Source organism: Daejeonella sp. (assembly GCF_049655485.1).
GTDB lineage: Bacteria > Bacteroidota > Bacteroidia > Sphingobacteriales > Sphingobacteriaceae > Daejeonella.
The window spans coordinates 1-5,562 of sequence record NZ_JBASJU010000142.1; the positions used below are offsets into that span (position 1 = coordinate 1).

Sequence of the window (5,562 nt, forward strand, 5' to 3'; positions counted from 1 at the left end):
AAGGCGCGTCGTAATCAACAGGGTCAGCGAAACAGGATGAAATAAGTATCTCTTCTATGATTTTAAAGCGGCCTTTCAGGCCGCTTTTCTTATTTTTACAAAAAAAACTTGAAGGCGATCAATGAATATATTTCTGCCAGCTTAGCGGAACGGAAAAATAAGCAGTCTTTGCGCACGCTCAAGCAGGAAACATCACTTATAGATTTTTGCTCCAACGACTACCTGGGTTTTGCCCGGTCAGCAGAGTTAAAATCACTTTATGAACATGAAGTTAAAAAATACCCTGAGTACCTTTTAGGATCTACAGGGTCCAGGCTCCTTGCCGGCAATGATAAATTTACCGAAGAACTGGAATCTGAAATCGCTGGTTTCCATAATTCGGAAGCCTCTCTCCTATTTAATTCCGGTTATGATGCCAATATTGGAATTTTCTCAAGCCTCCCCCAGCGTGGCGATACGATTATCTGCGATCAGTACATTCATGCCTCTATAATCGATGGTGTTCGATTAAGCCACGCTACCCGTTACGTGTTTATACATAATGACCTGAACAGTCTGGAGGAAAAGTTAAAACTTGCAAAAGGGAGGATTTTCATAGCCATTGAAACCGTTTATTCCATGGACGGTGACGAAGCGCCGCTGAAAGAAATCTGTGATCTTGCGGAACGCTACAATGCAGCAATTATAGCCGATGAAGCTCATGCGACGGGCGTTTTTGGCCGGCAAGGCCGGGGGCTCATTGATGAGCTTGGACTGGAATCAAGGATTTTAGCCCGCATTATTACTTTTGGGAAAGCTCTTGGTGTTCATGGCGCCGCCGTACTCGGAAGTAATCAACTTCGTTCTTACCTGATAAACTTTGCCAGATCGTTCATATACACTACGGCCTCGCCGTTCCTGAACCATCTTGCAGTGAAAGTTTCCTACACCTACTTGCAAACCGGTGATCATCAGTCCAAATTAATTGAGAGAATACAGCTTTTCAAATCAAAACTTGATTCGCATATAAATAGTATTTCCAGCAGGTCAGGAATTCAGGCCTTGATTGTGCCCGGGAATGCTAAAGTGAGAGAAAGTGCGAAGGAACTGCAAAATTCCGGTTTTGACGTCCGGCCAATTCTTAGCCCGACTGTACCAGAAGGTGCTGAACGATTGAGAATTTGTCTGCATAACCACAACTCGTTAGCGGAAATAACAAACCTGTGTAACAAACTAAATAACATACTTTGAAACAAAACCCCATCTTTATTACCGGAATAGGAACAGGTATCGGGAAAACTGTAGCCTCCGCTATCATGGTTGAAAGCCTTCAGGCGGATTATTGGAAACCTGTACAATCCGGAGATCTTGATTATACTGACACCGATAAAGTCAAAGAATTGGTGTCAAATAAGAAATCAAAATTTCATTCTGAAGCATACCGCCTTTCACAACCTTTTTCACCGCACAAATCAGCTGAATTGGATGGTATTCAAATTGAACTTGCAAACATAATACTGCCAGAAACAGACAATCAATTGATTATTGAAGGAGCTGGAGGATTATTGGTCCCGTTGAATGATACCGATCTGATGATAGATCTCATCAAGATTTTCGATGCAGAGGTAGTGCTGGTATCACAACATTATTTAGGAAGTATAAATCATACGCTGATGTCTGCTGAAATTTTAAAATCAAGAAAAATAGACCTTAAGATGGTTATATTCTGCGGAGATGAAAATAAAAGCTCAGAAAATATAATTTCAAAACACCTGAATACAAGGATCATACGAATTCCCTTTTTTGAAGAGCTAAACAGAAGAAATTCAGCAGAATTCTCAAAAACAATATCCTTTGGATAAATGTCGCTTATTAAAAACTTTTTGCACTTTGATTTATGATGAAATCATAACGATTTTAATTGCACCAGAGGGTTATCGATACCACCAAAACGAACAAAAAAAATTAGGCTGTCAACACCTTTAGTGACAGCCTAATTGATAAAAATACTATGCTAAATACAAATTTAAAAATGCACGCTCAAATGAGAGAGTCCATTAAATTTTAATTAATAACCTGGATTTTGAACCAAGGCTTTGTTCTGATCAATTTCACGAAATGGAATAGGCAAAATTGTAAAATTCCCTCCGAATGTCGCTTTAGAAGCCTCAGGACCAGTCGTTCTCAAAGCTTTGCCCTTTCTTAACAAATCCATTCTTCTATGCCCCTCAAAAGCTAACTCTTTTCTTCTTTCATTTAAAATCGCATCAATAAAAGCAGGTTTAGTTAGAAAAGTTGCGATTGTCCAGCTTGGAAGTCCAGCACGAGTTCTCAACTGATTTATTAAAGTAATGGATTCTAAATTAATACCTCTTTGTTCCGCTATGGCTTCCGCTAAATTTAGAACAACTTCGGTAGTTCTTATAATAGGTGAATTATCTGTGTTATTAATCGCATCGGGAAATTTCAATGTAAACGGTCTGGAAACACCGTCTGCTGCTGCACCCGTTGCATTTAATGAAGTAAATCGTTTGTCTCCTGGTTCTTCATTATAGGCTGCCACTAAAGAAGTCGAAAATGGCGCATCCCCACGACCACCTTTGGCGGCTGGTTGATAATAACTTGCCCATCCACCACTTCCAGTTCGTCCATTATCAGTAGCGGAATTTTGAATTGAGAATACATCTTCTGGTGTATTCCCATCATAAAACGAATAATTTGAAGCCAAGACATATAAAGGCGAAGCTAAAACTTGTCTGGCAGAAGCCTCAGCATTAGCCCAATCATTTCTATAAAGATGTACTCGAGATAATAAAGCTTGGACAGCACCTTTTGTTGCACGCCCACGTGTATCAGCTGGTAAACTGTAAGATGCCGGTAAGTCCACAATAGCTTCTGTAAGATCCTTTTTTATCTGATTTTGTACATCATTTAGAGTTGCACGAGCTGGAAATGAAATTTCACCTTCAAATGATTCAAGGACAAGAGGAACTGAAAGATTCGTTCCACCGGATAATTGAAATGGCTGGGAAAATAGATTTGATAATTGGAAATAAGTTAGTGCACGTAAAAACTTAGCTTCAGCCACAGCCTGCTTTCTTTGAGCGTCTGTATAAGAAACATCCGCAACTCCAGGAACTTTTGCAATAATCTTATTCGCTCTTAATATTGCACGGTAGTGCGCAAGCCAAATAGTTTCAATAGTAGCATTAGAAGAAATGACATTATAATTTGTAATTTCCTGCAGAGTAGGGAAAGATCCGACAAACAAAACGTTGTCCGCCTGGTAGTCCCCTATTATCTGTGGTTGCCCACCGAATGCCTCTAATGTTTGTAGTGAGCTATAAACACCTAATAAAGCACTTGTTGCTGTTTCCTTAGAACTTAAGGCCACCTCGGCTGACAAGCTTTGTTCGGGTTGTAAATCAAGCTTTTTTTCACATCCAGAAAAACCAAATAATGATGCTCCTGTAATTGAATATATAATTAATTTCTTTTTCATCTCTTTAGTTTTTTTTCTTAAAATCCTAGGTTAATTCCGAAAGTGAGGGTTCTCGCTTGAGGAAGTGCGAAAAAGGATTCACCTAATATTAAGTTAGAACCTCCATTTGCAGAAACTTCAGGATCTGGACCTCTAAAATCTTTATTTTTAACTGTGATTAAGTTCTGTCCTAAAACATATACACGAGCGTTAGTTAAAATTTTGCTCCTATTTATTAAACTTGAAGGAATTGTATATCCTAAACTCGCTGTTTTTAATCTTAAGTACGAACCATCTTGAAGTTGTAGTGTAGATAACTGCTGGAAATTAGCTGCTGTTGGACTACCCAATCTAGGAGCAAATGCATTGTCACCCGCTGTCTTCCAGTAATTTAACAAATCTGTGCTTTTGTTAAATCCTGCGGTATTTACGTTCTCAGTAAATCTAAGACCGTCAATAAGCACCTTATTTCCGTAAGCAAAATTAAAGAACACATTAAGGTCAACGCCTTTATAGCTAAGATTATTGGTAAAACCACCTGTGAAATCAGGGATTGCGCTACCTACCACAACACGATTGTTAGGGGAATATGTAGTTGTTGCGACTCCATCCTTAGTTAGCCATTCTGCATCCCCTGTAGCTGGATTAACCCCTTTATACCTCACCATGTAAAATGTGTTCAGACTTTCACCCACTATTGCTCTCTGTGCGGCAGAGCCAACCAAAAAATCCCTGCCTTCTGGATCTTTATTCACAGGTAATGACTTCACTTCATTCTTAACAAATCCCATGTTTAACGAAGTTGTCCAGTTAAAATTAGGTTTACTGATGTTACGGGAAGTTAAAAGTAAATCTATTCCTGTATTATCCATTTCACCTACGTTGATTGTTGCACTTGTATAGCCTGTAGTGTAAGGATAAGGGACGGCAGCCAACAACCTATTTGTTGTTTTTATGTAGTAATTTGCTTCGACGTCAAACACGTTAAAGAGAGTAGTACTTAAGCCAACGTCAAACTGTGCCGTCTCTTCCCAACTAAGATCCGAGTTCGGTACTTGAGTAGGAACTAATCCCGCATTTCCGTTGTAATCTGCTCCAACACCTCCTCCAAAAAGCTCCTGGTAGCTGAAATTACCAATTCGGTCATTACCAGAAGTACCATAACTGGCGGTAAACTTTAAATTATTAATAACCTCAGAATCTTTCAAAAAGCTTTCTTCAGAAACAATCCATCCTGCGGAAAGTGCATAAAACAAACCAAATTTTTGGTTTTCTCCAAATCTAGACGAACCATCTCTTCTTCCTAAACCTTGGAATAGATACTTATTTTTAAAATTATAACTTAATCTAGCAAATTGGGACTCCAACGCCCATTCCGTGCCTGATGCGAAAGTTGTAGTTGGTGTTGATGCGGAACCAACGTTAGGCAATTTGTCACTGGCGAAACCCGATCCGCCAACTGACATATAATCATTACGGGAAGTCTCAAAACTATAACCAAGTAATCCACCAAATGTATGATTATTCAAAACTTTGTTATAATCCAAAGTATTTGTTGCTAACCATTTGTAATCCTTTTCGTTATCCTTAAAACCTGTTCCGCCTGGGACAAGTAAATTAACACTTCTACTTTTTGATTCAGTTTGGACGTTATCTATACCAAAGTCAGTCTTGAACTTAAAATCTTTTAAAAATCTGAATTCAACAAACGCGTTACCGGTACTTCGTTGTAAATTGAAGTCATTGATGTTCAACGCTTCGATGGCTAATACATTTTGAATAAATCCGGTATTTACAAAGTTATTATTAGCATCAAAAGGTGTTACATAAGGTAGCTGCAGATAAGATGATGTAAGGGGAGCAAATGTATTGTTTTCTACTCCTATTCTATCACTATTAGCTCTGGATAAGTTGTAGTTAACTCCAACCTTAATATTCTCTGATATATTATGATCAAAATTGAACCTTCCAGATAATCTTGCCAAATCATTTCCGATCGTAAAACCACTTTCTTTATTGAAATTCCCTCCTACAAAGAATCTTGTTTTGGCATCACCGCCGGCAGCCGATAAGTTGTAAGAATTTGTTTCTCCAGTTTGAAC

4 protein-coding genes are annotated in these 5,562 nt (G+C 38.6%); 2 read left to right on the plus strand and 2 right to left on the minus strand.

Features of this window, described 5'->3' with window-relative positions; translation table 11 throughout:
• Positions 1 to 108: 108 nt before the first annotated feature.
• The gene (locus tag WBJ10_RS05775; RefSeq protein ID WP_424288579.1) at positions 109 to 1,230 is read left to right on the plus strand and encodes an aminotransferase class I/II-fold pyridoxal phosphate-dependent enzyme; all 1,122 of its coding nucleotides are present in this window, start codon (positions 109 to 111) and stop codon (positions 1,228 to 1,230) included.
• The gene (gene bioD / locus WBJ10_RS05780; RefSeq protein WP_424288580.1) at positions 1,227 to 1,841 is read left to right on the plus strand and encodes a dethiobiotin synthase; all 615 of its coding nucleotides are present in this window, start codon (positions 1,227 to 1,229) and stop codon (positions 1,839 to 1,841) included. The genes WBJ10_RS05775 and bioD overlap by 4 nt, the downstream gene beginning before the upstream one ends.
• 206 nt (positions 1,842 to 2,047) lie before the next feature.
• Here bioD and WBJ10_RS05785 read toward each other — a convergent pair whose 3' ends face one another.
• A complete protein-coding gene (locus tag WBJ10_RS05785) occupies positions 2,048 to 3,481 on the minus strand; it encodes a RagB/SusD family nutrient uptake outer membrane protein (protein ID WP_424288581.1) in 1,434 nt (477 codons plus the stop codon).
• A 17-nt stretch (positions 3,482 to 3,498) separates the two neighbouring features.
• Positions 3,499 to 5,562, minus strand: a 2,064-nt coding sequence (locus WBJ10_RS05790; RefSeq protein WP_424288582.1) for a SusC/RagA family TonB-linked outer membrane protein, incomplete at its 5' end; no start/stop codon positions are given.

Coding starts and splice junctions, on each gene's coding strand:
- WBJ10_RS05785 (WP_424288581.1), bottom strand. CDS start 3,481: ATGAAAAAGAAATTAATTATATATTCAATTACAGGAGCATCATTATTT.